Annotated in this window: 11 protein-coding genes and 1 pseudogene; 4 read left to right on the forward strand and 8 right to left on the reverse strand. The window is 35.5% G+C overall.

The features are described from left to right. Window positions 1–28: 28 nt before the first annotated feature. The gene (locus tag E0W69_RS16120; protein ID WP_131331067.1) at window positions 29–832 is read right to left on the reverse strand and encodes a DUF3108 domain-containing protein; all 804 of its coding nucleotides are present in this window, start codon (window positions 830–832) and stop codon (window positions 29–31) included. After that, on the reverse strand, window positions 829–1827 hold the full coding sequence (locus E0W69_RS16125) for a lysylphosphatidylglycerol synthase domain-containing protein (RefSeq protein WP_191967885.1): 999 nt from the start codon (window positions 1825–1827) through the stop codon (window positions 829–831). Before E0W69_RS16125 ends, E0W69_RS16120 begins: the two co-directional genes overlap by 4 nt. 104 nt (window positions 1828–1931) lie before the next feature. Here E0W69_RS16125 and ruvC point away from each other — a divergent pair, with 104 nt between their 5' ends. After that, complete coding sequence (gene ruvC / locus E0W69_RS16130) at window positions 1932–2501, forward strand: crossover junction endodeoxyribonuclease RuvC (RefSeq protein WP_131331069.1); 570 nt, start codon at window positions 1932–1934, stop codon at window positions 2499–2501. Window position 2502: 1 nt separating this feature from the next. On the opposite strand, the gene tamL is transcribed toward ruvC, so the two are convergent. The 5 genes from tamL to E0W69_RS16155 all read right to left on the reverse strand — a co-directional run bounded on the left by tamL (window position 2503) and on the right by E0W69_RS16155 (window position 11356). Beyond that, window positions 2503–4773 (reverse strand): translocation and assembly module lipoprotein TamL, encoded by a 2271-nt coding sequence (gene tamL / locus E0W69_RS16135; protein WP_225321297.1) that lies wholly within the window; start codon window positions 4771–4773, stop codon window positions 2503–2505. Between the two features lie 40 nt (window positions 4774–4813). Beyond that, complete coding sequence (locus tag E0W69_RS16140; protein ID WP_131331071.1) at window positions 4814–10108, reverse strand: translocation/assembly module TamB domain-containing protein; 5295 nt, start codon at window positions 10106–10108, stop codon at window positions 4814–4816. A gap of 142 nt (window positions 10109–10250) precedes the next feature. Further along, window positions 10251–10703, reverse strand: a complete 453-nt coding sequence (locus E0W69_RS16145; RefSeq protein ID WP_191967886.1) for a hypothetical protein — start codon at window positions 10701–10703, stop codon at window positions 10251–10253. Beyond that, the gene (locus tag E0W69_RS16150) at window positions 10666–11058 is read right to left on the reverse strand and encodes a phage holin family protein (RefSeq protein WP_131331073.1); all 393 of its coding nucleotides are present in this window, start codon (window positions 11056–11058) and stop codon (window positions 10666–10668) included. Before E0W69_RS16150 ends, E0W69_RS16145 begins: the two co-directional genes overlap by 38 nt. Window positions 11059–11080: 22 nt before the next feature. Further along, on the reverse strand, window positions 11081–11356 hold the full coding sequence (locus E0W69_RS16155) for a YtxH domain-containing protein (protein WP_131331074.1): 276 nt from the start codon (window positions 11354–11356) through the stop codon (window positions 11081–11083). A gap of 124 nt (window positions 11357–11480) precedes the next feature. Here E0W69_RS16155 and E0W69_RS16160 point away from each other — a divergent pair, with 124 nt between their 5' ends. After that, window positions 11481–12578 carry an AI-2E family transporter gene (locus tag E0W69_RS16160; RefSeq protein ID WP_131331075.1) on the forward strand — a complete coding sequence of 366 codons (1098 nt, stop codon included), beginning with the start codon at window positions 11481–11483 and terminating at the stop codon, window positions 12576–12578. 56 nt (window positions 12579–12634) lie between these two features. Here the strand turns inward: E0W69_RS16160 and E0W69_RS16165 are convergent, their stop codons facing one another. Then, window positions 12635–13624 (reverse strand): beta-ketoacyl-ACP synthase III, encoded by a 990-nt coding sequence (locus tag E0W69_RS16165; RefSeq protein ID WP_131331076.1) that lies wholly within the window; start codon window positions 13622–13624, stop codon window positions 12635–12637. A 195-nt stretch (window positions 13625–13819) separates the two neighbouring features. On the opposite strand from E0W69_RS16165, the gene ruvA reads away from it, so the two are divergent. Beyond that, window positions 13820–14410, forward strand: a complete 591-nt coding sequence (ruvA, locus tag E0W69_RS16170) for a Holliday junction branch migration protein RuvA (protein ID WP_131331077.1) — start codon at window positions 13820–13822, stop codon at window positions 14408–14410. A gap of 151 nt (window positions 14411–14561) precedes the next feature. Beyond that, a pseudogene (gene sov, locus E0W69_RS20640) lies at window positions 14562–21859 on the forward strand (T9SS outer membrane translocon Sov/SprA). Window positions 21860–21866 lie beyond the last annotated feature (7 nt).

The raw sequence follows: 21866 nt of genomic DNA on the forward strand, positions 1-21866 counted from the left end.
CTTACAAATCGCAAATATAATTTTTTCTTTAATCTTTCTCGATAAGCGAAGATAATGGATAGCGTAGACCGGAATAACTCATCATATCTACTTTGATACTGCCTACACTCAGTGGGCTTTCTATCCTTAATGGAATATGATTAGCATCATCACTCACCCAAGCAGTCATTTTTTCACCACCTTTAAAAACGGTTCCTTTCAATAATAATGGTTTGAATTTGATGGCATTGAAAGTGCCATATTGAGTCGTAATCTTTTCTTTTCCTAAATATCTAATATACATGTGATAGACTTCTTCATCCAAATACATATCGAATGGAATCTTATCACCTGTTTTATAACTATTAAAATCCAAACTGCGCACATTGTATAGGGCGCTTATGACATCTTGCGTACACTTATTTATCTTAAATGTTTTGCTAGATTCTGTTTCTACTTTTTCATCGTTGTGGTAAAAGTAGGCAACTTGACTTTTTTTATATTTTCCCTCATTTACATTGCGGACAAATTTGTAAGGCAACATATCTTTTGCATCGAAATAGCTTTCATAACGATCTCTTACTTTAAATATCCAATCGTATTTGGAATTGCTCCAGCCTGTACCTACAACATGATACACCGTTTTTCCTTCTAAAATCTCCGCGGTCGTTTTGAAATTTGCAGTCCCAGCATTGACATACAAACCAATAACATTGTAATAAATATTCAAAGTAATAGACTCACCCGCTCTAAATGAAGTATTGGCAACCGTGCAAATTGGCTCATTATTTTGAGCGAAAATACTCAGAGGAACACTACATAACGCAATCGCAATGGTTAATATCCTTTTCATTTATTTCTAAATATTTTTATTCCCAATACAAAACAACTTCCTATCAGAGCAGGCAATATGAGATTAACAAGCCAGATCAATATTGCACTACTTATAATTCCCAATTTATTTAAACTAAGCAAACCAAACAATTGCAAACTTAATTCTCCGCGTACGCCCACTTCGGCAGCAGGTATAGTTGGTATAATCGCCATCAGCAAAAACATGGACGCGGTCGCATACATCGTCTCGGCAACAGGCATCTCCACTCCTAAGATAAAGAATACTAATAAATATTGCAGAATAAATATAATATATCTTACAAAGGCAAAAAATAAAACCTTACTTAATAGTCGTGTATCATAGGTTTCTAAACTTTGGATGATGTAAATATATTTTTTGAAAAAAGGAATTTTCTCAATCCACTTAATAATCCAAGATATTTTGAAATAAAGAATGATCAAAACGATCGTAATTCCCGCCAAGACAAACAATAATCCTTTGAGCCACAATGTGGAAATACCAGAAACAGAATGTTCCATTCGCATGGGATAAATCAGTAAAAACGTACCTGCAATTCCAGTAATAAATGTGATAATAACTTGGCTCAAACTCCCAACAAAACTGACAGAAAGCGATCGCAATCTTTTCCCTTCTTGCATATACATCATTCTACCCAAATATTCACCCAAGCCATTTGGGATAAATATAGAAAAGGACAAACCAGAAAGTACCGCTTGAAATCCTGTAAATAGCGATACTTTTTGTACTGGGCGAATGAGCAATTGCCATTTTTTTGCTTCCAATCCCCAATTGACACACATCAATAATAGCAATATAGAAAGTAACCAAGCATGACTATAAAATGCAGCTTTGATCTCCACCCAAGCTGCTGTAATATTTTGAGTCTCTTTGATATTTTTGACAATGAAATACGTCAGCACGACAAACAATAACGGGCCAACACAATAATCGAGGACTTTTTTAAATTTTGGATGCAAATTACTTCTTGCCAAACCTATTTTTTTATAATTACAATTTTACTGAAAGAAGCTAACAAAATACGAATTAATGAAATTTTCGAGCCAAAAAATGTTTTAGCGTACTTTCACACTTTGAAATGGCAAATTACGACTCGACAATATTAGCAATTGATCCAGGCTCTATTACGATGGGCTATGCATTAATCGCCATAAAAAATAAAAAACCTACGCTTTTAGAAATGGGCGTTTTGCGTCTGGGCACTTACAAAGATATTTATATCCGTTTGGCTAAAATTCATACGAGAGTTGGATCGCTTATATCTGAATTTAAACCAGACTCATTTGCTATTGAAGCGCCTTTTTTTGGAAAAAATGTACAAAGTATGCTCAAGTTGGGGCGTGCACAAGGAGTAGCGATAGCTGCTGCCATGCAAGCATCTCTTTCTGTAACTGAATATTCTCCTCGGAAAGTCAAACAAGCCGTGACTGGTAATGGTAATGCCAACAAGGAACAAGTATGGCGTATGCTAAAAGATGTGTTGAAATTGACCGAAGACCAACCGCAGTTTTTGGATGCATCGGATGCTTTAGCCGTCGCACTTTGTCATTTTTATGAAACATCATCACCTTTGGCAGGATTGAAAAAAGGTAAAAATGGTTGGGCCGATTTCATCGCCCAAAATCCAGATCGGATTGTGAAAAAATAAATTAAAACGGATATCCGATCGCAATATTCCATATCCAATTGCTCTGTATCCAACTCCAATTCCACTTTTTCATTTTCCACTGAAAATCATTGGATTCTGTATCTGGTCCACGCATAGGCAAACCAACATCTATTCTTAATACCAATACATTCATATTAAAGCGCAAACCTGCGCCTGTACCGATGGCTAATTGTTTGTAGAATTGATTGGAAAATTTACCGCCTGGACGTGTAGGATCATTACGCACTAACCAAGTATTACCTGCATCCACAAATAAAGCTCCATCCACTATGGAAAATAAATTGCGACGTAACTCGGCATTCATTTCTATTTTCATATCCCCCGGTTGATCACCCAAAAAGTACACCGCATTTTTCGGATTTCCAGCATAATACCCACCAGGACCTAAGGAACGTGAACTATATGCGCGAACATCATTGGGACCACCAACGAAGAAACTTTTTACAAATGGCATGGACGTACTATTGCCCCATGCATATCCCAATCCAAATAGAGCACGCGTAGCCAATGTCGTTTTTCTCGTCAATTTGAGATAATCTCTAAAGTCAAATTCGCCTCGGATATATTGGGAAAAGGGAGAATTGAAAATCGTTTTTTCTTTTCCTTTATTGACATTGGCGCCTGTAAGGATTCCAAGTAAGTTACCCGAAACATCAAAATTTGCATTGAAATAAATATTGTTCTTTTTACGAGCACTTCCTGAAGCATTAAGAGAAGAATAGTTGTAATTATAATTGGAACCAATTATAAATTGACGCTCAATACTCCTAAATAATACAATATTTGTATCTAATGCTAATTGAAATCCTGGTGATATATTGGTAGGTCTTACAAACGTAAAAGAGAGTACATTTAATTGATGACTCTTCGTCTGGGATTGATGCCAATTATAACCATAACTCAAGTTTAAAGAATTTAAAGTGTACTGATCGGTACGCGTATAAAATTCATAACTCGCTTTTATTACGGTTTGAGGTAAGAAATCTGGATTGGTATGAAATTGAAATGGAGACAATACTCTTGGTAAAGTCAAGCTCAACTCTGTTCCTACTCTTCGAATCGCACCAGAGTAATTTCCCGTATTAACTTGTTTTTCTAAACCACCATACAATCTTGCCGTAAATATCTCGGCACCTCGGAAGATGTTGCGATTGGTCCAGTTTAAGGACATTTCCCCTCCATTCGCACTATTGGATTTGGCATAACCAGAAGTTTCAAATCGAATAGATTTCTTTTGAGCTGGTGTTAAATAATAAAAAGCGTTTAACCAATAACCCGGACGTTGTGTGGTATCCGTTTCCTCAAATCTTAATTTGACAAACTTATACATACCCAAAGTTGTCAATCGATTCAAGGCAAGATTATGATTATTCAAATTATATAAATCGCCCTTTTTAAATCCTAATAAACGAGAAAATACAATTGGTTTAACAATTTTAGCAGAATCAATAATGATGTATCCACTATCCGAGGGATCGTGATTAATGTATTTAAACGTCGTATCAGTCCCCACAGTATAGTCCGCAAATACAATAATATCGTTTACTCTAAACTGCTTTTTTGCATCTTTGGGTGTGGAGTATTTCAATTTCATAGTCAAGTCTACTTGATGACTTCCTATTGTCGTATCTGCTAGTGTAATCAAATAGTCTGGGTTGAAATAATAAAATCCGCGTTGTTTTAACCAAGCATCTAGACGCGTCCTTTGCCCTAAAATCTGATCCAAACTATATGCTTGACCTTTATCTCGAGCGCCCCATCTTCTAGTCAATCTTGAAGCGGTTTTTCCAAGAGCGGTAACTGTATCAAATTGATAAACAGAATTTCTGATATGATATTGACTATCCAAATAAGCATCAAATTGAACATATAATCTTTTACCTTTTACTGTGGTGTCCACGGTAACTGTATCTCGAAAATAACCTCTATTTTCCAAACGATTTTGTAGAATCTCTCTATTTTTTTCAATAGCGCCATATGAAGTAACGACCGGCGGAGAACCAATTTTGTGAAACAAGTTGCGAAAAAATCCTTTTTTAGATGATGGACCTCCCCAATTATAAATCCAAAGTTTGGGTGCAAAACTATTCGGTTCAGGACGTAAAAGACCTTGTAATTCTTCCGACAATTCATCATTCACAACTTTACTACTATCCGATTGTTTGTGTAAATGAATAGTCGCACCCATATACAATTGCTGACCTTTTTCTAAGCCCTTTGTTGCCGAGCAACTAGCTAAAAAAACAATCAAACAAATGCATATAAATATTTGAAAGGATTTTCCCATAGTTCTATTGTGCTTTATCAAAATCTTTTTCGTCTTTTTTGGCTGCGCGTTTTTCTTTTCTTTCCGCTTTACGTATCTGTCGACTTTCTTTCGCCGTATGGAAAGCCTCTTTAAATTTATCGTAATCAAATGTAAATATGAAACCTACACCTGTGCGTACCACCTGACCTTCAATCACACCTTCATATTGATTTTTACGATACGCACGCAACATATATCTACCGTCTTTGCTCAATCTATAATCGACGGATACATCGCCCGCAATATTAGTCGCTTGTTGATTAGTACTTGTACCCTGCAATGCAAAATTGCTACCCACATTTACTTGAATACGATCACTAAATAATCTTTTAGAAACACCGACAGATAGATCTGTCCTAGATTGCCCTGAGCCACTTGTATTTGCATAGTCTGTACTAGAATTTAAGTCAAAATTCAAATCCACACCTTGAATCAAATTACCCGCCAATTTATTTAATTGATCCGCCAAAATTCCCGTTGCTGTTTGTACTGCCATATCGCCAACCGTCGTTGCGTCTCCTGCACTTTGCAATGGATTTTCTCCCACAAATCGTCCTAATAATAACAACGCAAAAACTTGTTTATTCACCTCCGATGGATCAGATCGTACTTCTTGCAATTTGGTATCCACCAATGGATATTGACTCAAATAATCTTGTGGCAATGTAATGTCAAAAGAAATATCCGGTGTCATCAAATTATTTTTCATAATCAGATCGACGGTAAAAGGCATACTTTGTTTATATTGATTCAAATCTGTCCCAGAGACTTGACTTGACATCAGATCTACAGGAGAAGTCTTTACATTATATAAAGCCGTAATATTTGCAATAGCACTTAACGGATCGCCGGTCCATACGATCGAACTACCACGTTGAATTTGGAATTTTTTCTTGATTAATTCTAAAGTTAATTGATAAGCGCCTTTGGTTAGATTGTAACTTCCGGTAAGGCTCATTTTACCACTTTTATCAATTCCGAAAGCGAGATCTGCATTACCACTTATACTCAATTCATCCCCAGTACGTTCGTCCATTACCAATGCAAATCTTGCAGAAGTATCCGTCTGTATTTGCAGATTGATATCCATTCCTTTCAGTTGAGATTGATTACTCAAGGAGTCCGTCAACACTTTTACGTGAGAAGAATCGAAAACACGCATTTTGTTTTTGTCTACAAATACAACCACACCTTGACGACTTTGTACTTCCGGATCATCACTTGGCATGACCATTGAAAAATCGGTTTCTTTATTTACGCGAATTGATCCGTTGACACTAGGGGATTCCATATCTCCCTTCAACTTGATATCTGTATCAAATGCCAATGTCCCGTAGAAAAATCTGTTGGCAGCTTTTGGCGTATTGATTAGCATAAAATCATTGGCCTTTAATGCAAGGTCAAATCCATAATCCATGAAGTTCTTTGTAGTCAAATCTCCATCCACAGTAAATGCATTATTACGTGCATCTTGGATCGTCAATTGATTGAAATGAAATCCATTATTATCCATATTGATCACTTCATTGGATAATTTCAATTTAGCGCCTGTGATTGTAGGCGTAAAAAATGCATTATCAAATTTTAATTGACCATTCAATACTGGTGTATCTACCGTTCCTTTAATTGCGATATTTGAACCAATAAATCCGCCCACGGAATCCAAATAACCAACAGAGAAAGGTTTAATCGTTTCCAAATTGAATTTATTGATCAACAAATTCAAATCAAGCCCTTGGTTATCCTCATAATAATTACCAGATAGGTGCATATCATTTTGATTACCAGTCAAGTCGATTTGGGCTTTATACACATCTTCGCCTTCGCCATTGGTAACTTTCAAAGCCAGATCACCAATCGCTTGTTTTCCATACACCAAATTATCCGCATGGATATCTGAAACGAAAACGGGTTTGGTCAAAATATTTCTCAATTGAGCTGTTCCGTTCAAATCTCCATCTATGGGAATTCCTTTTTGATTCACGGCATTAGTCAATGTCGCTAGTTTGAATTTTTTAAAGGAAATATCCAAAGGACTATTAGAACTATCCGAAACAGATTGCATTTTCAACTCTTGTCCTTCGGTACTTAAAACGAAATTATGTGCAAATACACCCTTTTTAGGATTGTATATAAGTGCATTATCTGGACTGGATTCCCAAGTGACGTAATTTAACAGAAGGCCTTTTGGTACAACAGATATTGTGTACGAACTATCTTTTCCTTGAATCAATCGAGTTGTCAAATTGTACCAAGTCTTACCTGAAGAATCTGCGGTCCCGATAGACGTCTGGATGGTATCATGCTTTACAACAGCTAAAACACCCGTATTATACAAATGAAAACTTCTCGCAAGGATTTCATTGGCACCTGTTCCCATCATCAAACTATCCCCCATCGTCGTTGCCCAAAGATTATAATTCAACAATTTTTGTGGCGCGTAATTGATATTTTTTGCACGCAAACCAAAATTAAAAGAGGAATCTTTGGAACGTAGATAACTTCTGAAAATCAATGAATCCGAACCTTTGACTTCCGGCAAGAAATCTGTGATTATTTTTTTAGGTAAAATATAACCATTGATCGCCCACTCTTGTGGTTGGATTTTTTGAATTTTATAACCAGGAATCGTGTAATATTTCATGACAGAATTTTGAATAGCGCTCGCCATTTCTGTCAATTTATATTTACCGTGCATATCCAATTTCAAAATACTATCCGCAAAAAATAACATTTGGCTGTAAGCCGTATCCTTATTTCTCGCTAAGAAATACATACTATCCAAATGCAATGACATCGAATCATTTTTATACAAAAATTGATTGACGGTCATAAAGCCATTGAGATTATCGGGATCTGTATTGGTAAAATCCGCCATTACACGACCTTTCATAATCATCTTATCCGCTGTTATATGCAATTTTTGCAAATCAATTGTATCCAATTGCATGTTCAACTGTACCGCAGGATATTTTGGTAAAAGATCCGCAATGGTATTTAAAGATAAATGAATATTGGAATCCAAAATGCCTGCATCGGCTTTCAAAATTCCATCTACAACATTGCCATTGGTAGTAAAATTTTGATAATTGTAACCGTAAATATCTGCGGAAACAACATTGGCATTGAAGTCCGATTGGAATTTTTTCATATTGAAATGATTCAAATTCAATCCTGAACCTTGCGCGTGTGCCGTCAATGTCATTTTACCTAAAGTCGTATCCATCTTGGCGATATATCCCAAATCCAAATCATTCAAAGCAATGCTCGCGCTATACACACCATTTTGTGTCAATTTGCCTACTAACTTTGCTTGCCCATTAGATGTATTGATATTCAAATTGGTATTCATAGCAGCCATTCCTCCAGTGAAATAACCATTGGCGCTAATACTTTTCGGAATTCTGATAAGGTCTTTTGGAATACTTCCAAGCGGCGCTAACGTTTCGATATCCGTCGCCGTTGTATGTAGATTTTTAATATGAATATTGAAATACGCTTTGTTGGCATCCGGTAATCCTTTTGCATACATGCTCATATTCAGCGAAGTATTTTTCAAACCACGCATTTGCAAATTGGGAATCGAAAGATCATTTATTTTACCTTTTACAACGCCGCTGATATGAATCGGACCTTTGCCATGCAATAAGGAATCTGAAATGTATTGTTTGGGTATCAATGCTTTAATATCTTCCAAACTTGTATTTAAAGACTTTATATTCAGATTGAAAAGCATTTTATCTGGATCGGGCAAACCTTTGATATAACCTGTCACATTCAGATTGGTATTATGCAAACCGGAAAATTCCAATTGTGGTACTTGCAAATCTTTTACATAACCTTTTACCGTAGAGTTAATATTAAATGTAGAAGTCGCATAACCAGACATATACTCTTCCAGCATGGGAGCAACATTCAAAATATCGCCCATGTAAATCGTATTTTTAGGTAAATGCGCAAATAAATACATATTACCCGGATTGGCAATCACATCATCCAATGATTTGTATTTAACCGAAACAGAATCTCTAATTACAGATTTTGGTGTTTGGATAAATAATTTCCCTAGGGAAGCACCGTGGTCACCGTATGTGAAATTTGCTGTCAATTTACGTAAGTCCAATCCACCTTTTTCTTGTAAAGAACCTTGTGTTATTTTCCCTTGATAAAAAGACGGAATAAAATCCATCTCCTTTCCTTTTACAACCACATTTTTAAAATGTAAATGACCATAGTCCATTCCTTTCTTAATCGGCTTGGCAGTCAAATCATTATATACAAAATCAACACTATCCACGCCAATATTATTGACTGCAAAATGCCAAAACATAGAAGAGGTATCGGTACTCGTAGTTGCGGTACTTTTGCCCATTTCAATTTTTGCTTTGGTTTTGGATAATTGGATATCGTCTACGGTAAAGCTCATTTTGGATACATCCAAATTCCCTGGAGTCACGGAAAGATTACCTACATTTAGATCCGCCAACATCGCACCAATATCATCCTTGTAATTTAGCTGAATACTATCCAAAATCACATTACCGACTCTCAACGGCAATTTTAAAGCTGCCGTATCTTTTTTTGCAGCAAGTAGTAACGAACTATCTACGGGAATAATGACAAGCGGCTTGTATTGATGGTAAGAGATATTGGTATTCTTCAAAATGAATTGCGGAATGTCCACATTCATCGTTTTGGTGTCAAATCGTTTTAAGCTAGTATTCGCATAACCGATTTTCCCCTTGGATTCCATACCCAAAACATCATCGTGAAATGTATATCGAATATTAGAAAGATTGACTTTATTGATGTCGACCAAGAAGGAAGAAGTGCTCGTGGTAGTGTCCACAGCAGTTGCGGTATCCTTGCCTACAAATGCATCGATGATGTATTGAAAATTGTACACCGTATCTGGCGCATTGCGATAGATATGCGTATTTACACCATCCAAACTAATTTCAGAAATCAACGCTTGACTTCTAATCAATTGCAAAACAGAAAGATGCAAACGAAAATTATTGACAAAAAGCAAAGTATCTTTTTTCTGATCTTGCATATACAGACTATCCAATTCCACCCCTCGGAAAAGATTGAAATGTAAATGCGCTAGTGAAACTTTGGTTTTGATTTTGGATTCTGCGTAAGAAACAATTTTGTTCTTGATTATATTCTGAACTCTAGGAATCTGAATGACGACGCTAATTAAAATCAAAAGCAGAAGGATGCTCATGAGCACCCATCCAATGATTTTAGCAATTCTTCTGATTATTTTCTTCAATTTAGCGTCTCTGTACGTTCTTTTTACAAAAATAGTCTTAATAAAAAGGGTAACCAATTAAGATTCAAAGAATTTTAATCATTGGCCACCCCTTTTTTAAAATTATATAAAGAAATTTCCCGAAGGAAATTTCAAATTGAAATTATTTGCTCGTAATTGGCTCCTCCGTCTTAGTACCATTGTTTGCTGTAGCGGGCTTCTTTTTTTTCTTATTTTGAAAATAAGTTTTTACTCCATTAAAAATCGTAACCACACCCACTTCTTTTACCGATTGTAAAAGGCTTTGAAGCGGATTCATGGTATTTTTACTTTTTTTGAATGGATTATTTACCCAAAATGCGATAGCAACTTGAAGTAGATTCCATGTCTTATCAGCCACACTAGATTTCGCAAAAAATGGAACTGGCTTCCCCACCAATGACCTAATAGATTCTCTAGGAACCAATTTCAAGTCTCTTTTCAGTACATACTCATCCATTCTAATTTGCGCCTTCACCTTTCTTATCTCTTGATCCAAATCGCTCGTTCCGTCAATAAAGGAAAGGTCCTGATCCAATTTAATCTTTTGGTTGTTCTCTTCCATCTTCTTCGTCATTTGCGGTTTTTTCAAAAATAATTGCTATAATTTTTCCAGCTATAAATTTTTTGAGTAATTGCTTTTTCATCAATAAGATGATGATTACCAATAAGATAACATAAATCAAAGCAACCAATCCAAATCCTTTGAAATAGCTATTAAATAATTCACTGAAAAAATAACCTCCCATGAAACTTAAGAAAAGCAGAATCAAGCAACTTATAATGCCCAAAAGCATCCACGTCACCATCATAGAAACTAATCTGGAGACTTTAGACACCCCTTCTAATTTTGCGAGTAATATTCGATTGGTAATATAGCGAATTACACGCGCCTTATATTGTTCAAAAAATTCTTGACTGTTGTTTTCCATAAGTAAGCGTTATAGATATAAATTAAGAAAATATTTCATCCAATTCTCCTTCTTCTACGGCTGCTTCACTATTACTTCTTAATTCTGATATAAACTGTTTGCCTTTGTGGAATAATTTATCCAAAGAAGATTGAACGGAACTCATCCCATCTTTCAATTCATCTCCTGTAGATTTTGCTGTATCTTTTACAGATTTGATTAATTTTTTACCACTTTCTCCTTGTAGGAATATTGTTAAAGCGGTACCTGCTGCTGCTCCGATAATTAAACCGGTCAAAAATTTTTGATTGTCCTTCATATTATTTAAGAGATTATAGTTACAAAATTATAGTTACAATTTATAAAATTAATTTGTTTATTTTACACAAAATCAATTTGATATAAAAAAATACTGCAATCTCTGTACCATTTAATTGTCATACATGGAAAGTTCAAAAAAAAGTCGAAATAGGATCACTCTATTGATCATTCTAATAATCTTAGGAGGCTTTTTATTTTACACTTTAATTCAATTCTTCACTGCTTTTCTGGGAGCGCTAATTTTTTATGTTCTGAGTAAATCAAACATGCGAAAATTGACATACAAATATGGATGGAACAAATCTCTTGCTGCCATTTTAATCATGGTCATTTCCTTTTTTGTCATATTGCTGCCGATTTCGTTATTATCGATTTTGATGTATAACAAGGCCGTGCCGATATTACAAAATCCAACTCAAGTACTAAATGCAGCCAAAAATCTTGACGCAACGATTTATAGCAAATTGCATTTCAGCTTATTATCGGCAAAAACAATTGATTCCATACCCGCCATCGGTGGAAGAATTCTAGGAGCTGTTGTCAATACCGGAATGACCGCTGTAACGTCTATTTTAATGATGTATTTCTTTTTGTATTTCATGCTGACGAGTATGGGCAGAATGGAAGCAACTTTGATTTTGTTCTTACCATTTGAGAGAAAAAAATTGATGATTTTGGGAAAAGAATTATATGCTCAAACATTGAGCAATTCTATTGGCATTCCTTTAATTGCTATCGCCCAAGGACTTTGCGGTTATATTGCGTATCTGATTGCAGGCGTACCTCAAGCTGGTTTTTGGGGTGTAATTACCGGATTTGCATCTGTGATTCCTGTCGTTGGAGCCGCTATTGTGTGGGTACCTGTCGCGATATATCTGCTTGCGATGCAACATTATTGGCAAGCGGTAACTGTTGTACTTATTTGCGCGATTGTTTTGGGTTCAGTGGATAATGTTATTCGTTTTGCTTTGGCAAAAAAAATGGCAGATGTTCATCCAATTATCACCGTATTAGGTGTGGTAATGGGTTTAAATTATTTTGGTTTTACAGGATTGATATTTGGACCACTTTTAATTTCCTACTTTTTCATTCTATTGAAATTTTACTATTTGGATTATTTGCAAAAACCGCAATTACTACCTGAAAAGCCATTGGAAACCAAAAAATCTTTTTCCATTTTTCAATTGAAAAAATTGACATTCCCCAAAAAGAAAGATTAAATCAAAAAAGCCTGTACAAATTGAATTGTACAGGCTTTTTTAATCCTTTATCAAAATTAATAAGACCATTTCACCCAAGCAGAAGCCCAAGTAAATCCGCCGCCAAAAGCAGCCATTATGATATTATCCCCTTTTTTCAACTTAGATTCCCACTCCCAAAGACACAAAGGAATCGTGGCAGCTGTCGTATTGCCAAATTTCGTAATATTCACCATTACTTTTTCCTTCGGAATACCCATGCGTTCACGAGTAGCTTCAATGATACGTAGGTTGGCTTGATGTGGAGCTAACCATGTAATATCGTCTGCAGTAAGACCATTTCTACTCATAATTTCTGCACTAACTTCCGCCATATCTGTCACTGCGTTCTTAAAGACAGCAGGCCCTTCTTGATATATGAAATGTTCTTTATTCGTTACAGATGCGATTGTAGCTGGCCTTAAAGAACCACCCGCTTTCATATGTAAATGTTTTGCGCCAGATCCATCACTTTTTAAGATACTGTCTTGCAAGCCAGTTTCATCTTCTGATAACTCTAACAAAACTGCCCCAGCTCCATCACCGAACAAAATGCATGTAGTACGATCTGTGTAATCTACTAGTGAACTCATTTTGTCTACACCTACAACAATAATTTTTTTACATCTACCAGATTCCAAAAAAGAAGCTCCTACAGTCAATGCATATAAAAACCCGCTACATGCAGCTTCTAAATCAAAACCAAATGCATTTTTTGCACCTACTTTATCGGCAATTATATTGGCTGTTGCAGGGAATACCATATCTGGTGTTACTGTTGCACATATAATAGCGTCTATTTCTAATGGATCTAAATTTTTCTTTTTTAAAATTTCTTGGATAGCAGGTACCGCCATGTCGCTACTTCCTAATCCAGGATCTTTCAATATTCTTCTTTCTTTGATTCCAGTTCTTGTTAAAATCCAGTCATCCGTTGTATCGACTATTTTTTCAAGATCTTTATTTGTTAATCGATATTCAGGTAGATAACCACCAACGGCAGTAATCGTTGCCCTTAATTTGTTCATACGTTTCTTTGAATTATCTAAAATTGGCGTCAAAATTATTAACAAATTTTGAAATTTTACGATTTGATTACATTCAAATCGTATTTTTCGTATTTATTCAAATATAAAAAAGGGCTTATTGTCAAACTTTTCATTGCTTTTAAACTGCATTGTGTATTTAAAATCAGACATTTGGAAAAATTTTAATCAAATTAAATGATCGCATATCTTAGAGGGAAATTTTTACATCTCACACCAGCTCAATTAATTGTTGACGTTAATGGAGTAGGATATGAGCTAAATATTAGTTTAAATACATATACGGAGATTCAATCTAAACAAGAGGGGGCTTTATATGCCTACCAACATATTACTGAAAATGCTCAGACCATGTATGGATTCTTTTCTTTAGAAGAGAAAAAATTGTTTTTACAATTAATTGGTGTTTCTGGAATTGGATCTTCCACAGCTCGAATGATGTTGTCCGGGTTAGCACCTGATGAAATCGTGCGTGCTATTGTACAAGGCAACGTAAAACAATTAGAAGGAATCAAAGGAATTGGTAAAAAAACTGCGGAAAGATTAATCGTCGAATTAAAAGATAAATTATCCAAAACGTATGATGACGAAAAACAATCCATTATTAATCAACCAAATAGCAGAAATAATGAGCAAGATGCGTTAGAAGCATTGATTGCGCTAGGAATTGCTCGTCCGATGGCAGAAAAAGCTATTCAAAAATCAGCCAAAACCCTAACTGATCCAAATGTAGAAACCTTGATTAAAGCTGCATTAAAAAACATGTGATATGGCATTTTTTATTGAAACTTATGAGGTTTTTATATAATAATTTGCTAATGAAGCGTTATTAAGCTGTTATTATTTTCTTTAATGAAACTAGAAAATAAGGGGTGAATAAGTTTCAAACTTATTCGAAATATTTAATAATAAGTTAGCATTGTCCAAACAGAAATACAGTTTTTTTTACTTTTTAATATTACTGAGTTTCTTTTTTTCCCCTTCTCGTGTTTTTGGGCAAAAAAAGGACAGCTTACCCTATCCAATTCAGGATAGGCGAGCAAATGCTATAATCAATCCAAGCAGAAATCCTTTTGACATTCCCGACGACAGTCTTTTAATTAATAGAAAAGTAGAATACGACTCGCTCACTGGAAATTATATTATATATGAAAAAATAGGAGATTTATTTTATCGCAACCCAATGGAAATTTCATTCCAAGATTTATTAAAATTAAGGGGGCAACAAGACGAAAATCAATATTTTTCTGATCGAGCTAAGGCATTGGATTTATTAAATTACAAACAAGCTAGACCTAAACCTACCATATATCCTAGTTTTTTCAACAGAACTTTTGGAGTTACAAAAACTGGAAAATTAGTAGATATACGGCCACAAGGCAATATAGACTTGAAAGTAGGCTATCAGGGACAATATGTTAATAATCCCACACTTTCAACCAGCGCAAGAAGAACTGGTGGTTTTGATATGAATATGAACGCTAATATTAACGTATTGGCAGATATTGGTAGCAAGATGACATTACCGATCAGTTGGAATACGCAATCTACTTTTGATTTCGAAAATCAGTTAAAACTGAATTATCATGGCTATGACGATGAAATTATTAAATCTATAGACGCAGGTAATATTAATTTTAGAACAAAAGGAACTTTGATGAGTAGTGTTCAAAATTTGTTCGGGATAAAAACACAACTGCAATTTGGAAAATTATTCGTCACTGCTGCCCTAGCGACAGATCGTTCTCAAAAACAGACACTGACTTTACAATCAGGAGGGGTATCTCAAACAATTAATAAAACGCTAGATGATTATGATGAAAATAGAAATTTCCTTTTAAGCCAATATTTTCGCCAACATTTTAATCAATTCATGGGCAAACTGCCACTTAATCAAAGTTTGGTAAATATAACGAGAATGGAAGTTTGGCTGACCAACCGAACAGGCACCACTACCAATGCAAGAAATATTGTGGGCTTGGCAGATTTAGGAGAAGCTCAACCTTATAATTCCAATATACAACCCTTAATTACTACAAATAATCTACCGGATAATAGCGCCAATAATTTATACCAACAATTATCCAATAGTACAACAGCAAGAAATGGATCCTTAGCGACGACCTATTTACAAAGCCTAGGATTGTTACCAGTGCAAGATTATGAAAAAGTATATGCTCGTAAACTGACTGAAGGAACTGACTACACTTACAATTCTAAAATTGGATTTATTAATTTAAATAGTCAACTCCAATCAGATGATGTATTAGGTGTCGCATTTCAATATACTTATAATGGTAAGACCTATCAAGTCGGAGAGTTTTCATCTGATGTAGCCCTAGATTCAACATCAGGTATTCAAAAGGTGTTATTTGTAAAATTACTTAAAGCAACTGCACAAAGAATAAATTTACCAATTTGGCATCTAATGATGAAAAACGTTTATTCATTAGATGTTGCTGGTATTGATAGTTCTAGTTTTAAGTTGAATGTTTATTATAAAGAGCCTGGTGGAGGCACCAAACGTTATTTGCCGACATCATCAGAAAGTACAAAGGGAGAATCTTTATTAACCATCTTAAATGCCGATCGTTTAAATTCTTTGGAATCTCCTCAGCCAGATGGACAATATGATTATTTAAATGGATATACAGTATTGCCGAATCAAGGACGTATTATTTTTCCCGTATTGGAGCCATTTGGTCATGATTTAGATTCTTTAGCTTTTACTGGTGTATCCTCAGATGTTAAATCCGATTATATCTATTCCGCATTATATGACAGCATAAAGTCTATAGCCCAGACCTATACTAATTATAATCGTTATTTATTGATGGGGACTATTAAGGGGACATCTTCTTCTCAGATATCATTAGGAGCAGTGAATATCCCACAGGGATCCGTAACCGTATCAGTAGGAGGGCAAATATTGACCGAGAATACGGACTATGCTATCGATTATACATCTGGAACCTTACAAATACTAAATCAATCAATCCTTAGCTCTGGACAGCAAGTCAGTGTACAATTTGAAAACAATACCACCACCACTCTCCAACGTAATTTCATGGGTTTACGATTGGATTATGTAGCAAGTGATAAATTATCCATTGGTGCTACTATGGAAAAATTGACCGAGCGTCCTTATACGAATCAAACCTATTATGGAGAAGATCCTATCAACAATACAATGTATGGAGTCGACTTTAATTACAAATCAGAATGGCCAGGCTTAACAAGATGGTTAAACAAACTTCCTAATTACTCCACTAAGGCAACAAGTTCTATCAATGCGTATGGAGAAGCTGCGGTATTAAAACCTGGACAACCATCACAGATTGGTTCTGGAACAAGTGCGACTGTTTATATTGATAATTTTGAAAGTGCAAGTAGCAGTTACGATGTAAGAACTCCATTCACATCATGGGCTTTGGCATCGACACCCGCAGGTACTACATTATTCCCAGAGGCTGAGTTAAATGATTCAATCAATTATGGGATGAATCGAGCAAGATTGTCATGGTACAATATTGATGCTATTTTACAAGACAAAACGAATACAAGCAATCCCTTAAGGCATAACTTGTCTGCATTGAGCGATTTGCGTACTAGAGCCGTATACAATAATGAATTATTTCCTTCTGCTAGTACTGCAACCTCCAATACCCAGTTAACGACTTTTGATATGACCTACTTTCCATCCGATAGAGGTCCGTACAATTATGCCAATTCTTCATCAGAAGTGAATGCTCAGGGAAAATTGTTAAATCCGGAGAAGAGGTGGGGGGCATCATGCGTGCTATTCCACAAACAGATTTCGAAACTAACAATATAGAATACATAGAGTTTTGGTTACAAGATCCATTTTTATATCAAAAACAAAGCACGGGAGGCCGCTTAGTCTTCAATCTTGGTAATGTCAGTGAAGATGTATTGAAAGATGGTAAACATTTTTATGAAAATGGGCTTAATACACCTACTACTACAAGTTTGATGGATAGTACCTCCACATGGGGTTTTACACCACTTAATCCAATTCAACTAACTAATGCATTTAGCAACACCGCCTCTGATAGAGCCTATCAAGATATTGGCTTCGACGGTTTGGATGATGTGGGAGAAAGAAATAAAAGAGCTACATTCTTAGCATCGCTTGCAATGAATTTTGGTTCAAACTCTACAATTTATAGTCAAGCATACAATGACCCATCCAATGATAACTATGTATGGTATCGAGATAGTAAATATGATGACTTAGGTGCCAATATTATCAGTAGATATAAATATTATAACAATCCTCAGGGAAACTCTCCCGTCTCCACAAGTACAGCATTATCCTCTGCAGCAACGATGTATCCTGATAACGAGGACTTAAATGCTGATAATACCTTAAATGAAACAGAATCATATTTTGAATATGATGTTGATTTGAAACCAGGCATGAGCGTTGGTGATAGTTATATTGTTGATTCACGTGTCATAACTCCAAAATTGGCAAATGATAGTTCCGCTACAGAAACTTGGTATTTATTTCGTATTCCAGTAAAAAACTACGCTAGCGCAATAGGAGGCATATCAGATTTTAAGTCCATCCGATTTATGAGGATGTACATGACTAATTTTAGGGACTCTGCCACATTTCGCTTTGGTAGTTTAAATTTAGTACGGAATCAATGGAGGAATTTTACATATGACTTAGATACAACAGGTAGTTATACTTCACTACCTTCAGCATCTACAACTACACTTACTATATCAACAGTCGGCCTAGAGGCGAATAGTGGCAAAATTCCAATTCCATACAAAATGCCTCCAGGTGTTGAACAAATGCAATCTCTGGCCAACAACGGAGTCAATGTTTTGTCCAATGAACAGTCCATGGCATTAGATATTACGAATCTGAAAAAAGGAGATGCTCGTGCAGTTATCAAAGGTATGAATATGGACATGCGTCGATATGGACGAATGGCTATGTTTATACATGCAGAATCTATAACTGGGCAAACACAAGTAAATAATGGAGATCTGACAGCCGTAATCAGAATTGGTCAAGATTATTTGAATAATTATTATGAAATAAAAATTCCCTTATCCATTACTTTACCATCAGTAACTGCCTCCTCCGCAGAAATCTGGCCAACCAGTAATGAGCTAGAATTGTCACTACAATCTTTGGTTCAAGCGAAGTTACATAGAGATAATGCAGGTCACAGCACGACTTCCATTTATCGAGAATTACAGACAGATGGAAGTACGATCTCTGTCATGGGAAGTCCTAACCTGGCAGAAGTGAGTGGCTATCTGATAGGTGTGCAAAATGATAGTTCAAGTCAACCATTAAGTGCGGAGCTTTGGTTTGATGAGCTAAGATTAAGTGATATTGATAATTCTGGAGGCTGGGCTGCTATGGGTCGAGTAGATATTCAAATGGCTGATTTGGGTACACTTTCGGTTTCTGGCAATACTTACACTGCTGGATTTGGTACGATTGAACAAAGTACCAATGAAAGATCGTTAAATGATATGCGCCAGTTTGACGCAGCGATGAATTTGGATTTAGGTAAATTATTTCCACAAAAATTGGGCTTTACCATACCGACCTATGCTAGTATTACTAGGACGGTTTACACACCAAAATATGATCCATTTGATCAAGATGTTTTGTATAAAACCAAATTAGCAATGGCAAAAACCAAAGCCGAAAGAGATTCAATAAAAAATGTTGCATTGGATCAATCAACTACTAAAACTTTGAATTTCACCAATGTTAGATTCGCAAGACCAGGAAATAAGACGCCACAGCTTTGGGATTTAAGTAATTTTGATTTTAGTTATAGTTATACAAGTATACGTCAATCAAATCCTACTATTGCTAAAAATGCTATCACACGTCAACATGGTGGATTTGGTTATACATTTAATGGGCGTGAGCACTATGTAGAACCTTTTAAAAAGCTATTTGCAAAAAAATCTCCATGGCTCGGTTTATTTAGAGATTTTAATTTTAACCCCGTACCGTCTTTATTAAGTTTCCGAGTAAATGTAGATAGACAAATGGGGCTATACCTTCCTCGATCCATAAATATTGGAGATACAGCCAATACCGTCATACCTTCTGACACAACCTACGATAAATATTTTTTAATTGATCGATATTACAATCTTCGTTGGAATTTTACGAGAAATCTAAATTTTGATTTTTCTGCAATTAACAATTCCATTGTAGATGAACCCGAAGGTCTTATAAATACAAAGGCAAAAAGAGATTCTGTATGGAAAAACTTCCTAAAGGGTGGTCGTACATTGACGTATCAGCAAAAAACAATCTTAAACTATAATCTACCCTTGGATAAATTACCCATGACCGATTGGATCAATGCACAATATAATTTCACCACTAGTTATAATTGGGTAAGTGCCAATCTGCTAGCTCTCGGATTAGGTAATGTAGTGGAGAATGGTAGACAAAATGGGCTGCAAGCGGACATGGATTTCACGCGCCTTTATAATAAATCCAAATTTTTCCGAAAGGTAAATGAACCTCGTAATAATTTCCCAAATGGGAATAATTATCGTAACCCCAATGGACAAAATAATAATGGTAATAATGGCGCACAATTAACAATGAAGCCATTAAATGACACGGCACACATGAAATTACCACCAAGGGATTCCATTATTAAAGGCCTGCATGGGAAAGAAAAACATCTCGCTTTGAAAAAATGGCGTGCACTTAGACGTGCGATCAGAAAAGCCCAAAGAGCAGAAAGAGCCAATATGCAAATTGCTGATATGAATGGATTTGCTCGAGCGGGAGGCCAGTTAGTAACCATGGTCAAACGTGTATCTGTACAATATACATCTGCATATAATAGTCGTGTACCTGGAATCATGGCTTCTCCTAATAATTTTGGTAATAACTGGAAAGCAGGATCACCCGGATTGGGATATGTCTTTGGTAAGCAACCAACATCTGCTTGGTTAGATAAAATGGCGTCGAAAGGTGCATTGAGTACAGACTCATTATTTAATGACGTATTTTCTCAAAGCTATACGCAATCTATCAATATTACGGCACAGATTCAACCCGTACCATCGTTAAATATTGATTTAAATATTCAGAAATCCTTTTCGAAACAATATAATGAATTATTTAAGGATACATTAGGAAATGGGACTTTCTCTCATTTAAGTCCTTATGCATCTGGTGGATTTTCTATATCCTATATTTCACTAAAAACGATGTTTACCAAAAATAGCACAAGTAAAACATCCAAATTATTTGATAATTTCTCTACTTTCCGTACGACTATTTCCAAAAGAATGGCCGCAAAAAATGGTTATTATACGGGAGGTTTAGATGCCAATGGATATGCAAATGGATATGGACAATATGCACAAGATGTGTTAATTCCTGCATTCTTAGCGGCCTATACAGGAAAAGATCCTAACAAAATTCCATTAGTAGACGAGAATTATACGAATATTAAACAAAACCCATTAAGTGGCTATTTTCCGCTTCCCAATTGGAATTTAACTTATTCAGGACTATCTAATATACCTGCACTACATAATACCTTCTCATCCATTGTATTAACTCACGCATACAATTCGACGTTATCAATGAATAGCTTTACAAGTAGTTTAGATTATTTAGATCCATTACATTTAGGCGTGCCTGGATTTATCAATTCAACTTCTGGAAATTATGTACCATTTTACATTATTCCCAACCTCACAATCTCAGAAAGCTTTGCCCCACTTATTGGAGTGAATCTCACGACGAAAGATCAAAACAATATGCGCTTTCAATATGCAAAATCAAGGACATTGAGTTTAAGTTTGACGGATTATCAAGTTAGTGAAGTTAATTCAACCACCTATACGATTGGAGGCACCTATCGCAAACGAAATGCAAATTTGACTTTTCTACCTGGAAATAAAAAAGCAAATGCGGGCAATGACCTTAATATCACATTGGATTTAGCATTTAGAAATGATCGCCAATACAATAGCATTTTGGATCAATCGAGTTCATATAGTACTGGTGGTCAGAAGATTATATCCATATCTCCATCAATTGATTATATTTTAAGTAATCGTGTCAATGTCAAATTGTATTTTGACCAACAAAGAATTATCCCATATATTTCTACGACCTATCCAACGACGACAACATCTGCAGGAATTCAGATAAGAGTTTCCTTGGCACAATAATTAATAT

Origin of the sequence: Rhizosphaericola mali, assembly GCF_004337365.2 — a bacterium.
Taxonomy (GTDB): domain Bacteria; phylum Bacteroidota; class Bacteroidia; order Chitinophagales; family Chitinophagaceae; genus Rhizosphaericola; species Rhizosphaericola mali.